Annotated in this window: 1 protein-coding gene; it reads right to left on the minus strand. The window is 75.5% G+C overall.

Annotation, left to right across the window (positions count from 1 at the left end):
* Positions 1-1,435 (minus strand): acyl-CoA dehydrogenase (locus tag ACIQOV_RS41310; RefSeq protein WP_401056278.1); only part of this gene is annotated, 1,435 nt, incomplete at both ends.

Below are 1,435 nucleotides of genomic sequence, written 5' to 3' on the forward strand. Positions count from 1 at the left end.
AGGGCGGTGCGGTCCTGGGGGGCGAGGGCGAGGCTGTCCTGCTGGATCCGCCGCAGCTCGTCGACCATGGCGAGCGTGAGGGTCCGGAGGGCCCGCTCCTCGGGCGTCGCGTCGGGCCGGTCGTCGCGGGAGGCGACCAGCGAGGCGCTGAGGCTGTCCCGTCCGGCGGCGAGGGTGAGCCGGTCGAAGGGGATCCCGGGCAGGTCCGTGCGGGTCTCGAAGAGCGCCGCGGGCGCCTCGTCGCCGGTGAACCAGGCCCGCCGGGCGAGCCTGGCCAGCTGCGGGACGACGGTGGCCTGGCAGGCCGCCGAGCCGGCGTGGCCGAGGCTGAGCACCGGGAGGTCGCGCAGGTGCTTCTGGAAGGCGCCGAACTCGCCGTCGCGGAGGTAGAAGCGGGCGCCGAGCACGATCGACAGGTCGTGCATGATCTCCGTCAGCACCTTGGGCACCAGGTACTTGACGACGGCGGCGGACACGCTGGTCTCCTCCGGCAGGAGGTGCACGGCGCGGGTTCCGACCAGCGAGAGGCTGTCGCAGACCAGCAGGTCCAGGAAGGCGCCGGTGAGGGTGGAGCGGGCGTGCGGGATCTCCGCGACCGGGCGCCGGTAGAGGCGCCGGCCCAGGGCGAACCCGACGACGGTGCGCAGGCCGGTGTCGGCGGCTCCGAGCGCCATCCCGGGCAGGACGCTGCGGGTGATCTGGAAGGAGCGCAGCGCCAGTTCCGCGCCCTGGCCCTGCTCGCCGACCAGGGCGGCGGCCGGGACGGGGCAGTCGTCGAAGTCCAGGCCGGAGATCCGGCAGCCGCGCACCCCGGCGGTGGGGTACCGGGGCAGGGTGGCGAAGCGGGCCGGGTCGAGCTGGTCGCGCTCCGCCAGCAGGACCGAGTGGCTGCGGGCGCCGGGCGCGTCGTCGGTGCGGGCGAACAGCGCGAAGGCGGCGGCCCGGTCGGCGTTGTTGATGACCTGTTTGCGGCCGTGCAGCCGGTAGCCGCCGGGCTCGGGCCGGGCCCGGAAGTCGTTGCGCAGGAAGTCGTTGCCGTGCGCCAGCTCGTGGTAGGCGACCGAGACCTTGGCGCCGCCGAGCAGCAGGTCGGCCAGCCGGGCGCGCTGCTGCGCGCTGCCCGCGGTCCAGACGTTGACGGCCGCCATGAACGAGGTGACGCCGTAGCCGAGGCCGAGTGCGACGTCGCGCCGGAAGACCGGCCGCAGGGTGCGGGCCAGGGTGTCGATCCGGGTGAGCCGCCCGCCGAGTTCGGCGGGGACGAATTCGGCGGTCAGGCCGAGGTCGTCCAGCAGGTGTTCGCCGGCCCCGGACAGCTCGCCGGCCTCGTCGGCGGCCAGCAGCCGTTCGGTGCCGACGGGGTTGGCCGGGTCGCCCGGGTCGCCGAAGCGGCGTTCGAGTTCGGCGACCCGGTCCCGGGCCGCGGTCTCCTGGG

Origin of the sequence: Kitasatospora sp. NPDC091257, from assembly GCF_044757675.1 — a bacterium.
GTDB lineage: Bacteria > Actinomycetota > Actinomycetes > Streptomycetales > Streptomycetaceae > Kitasatospora > Kitasatospora lactacystinica.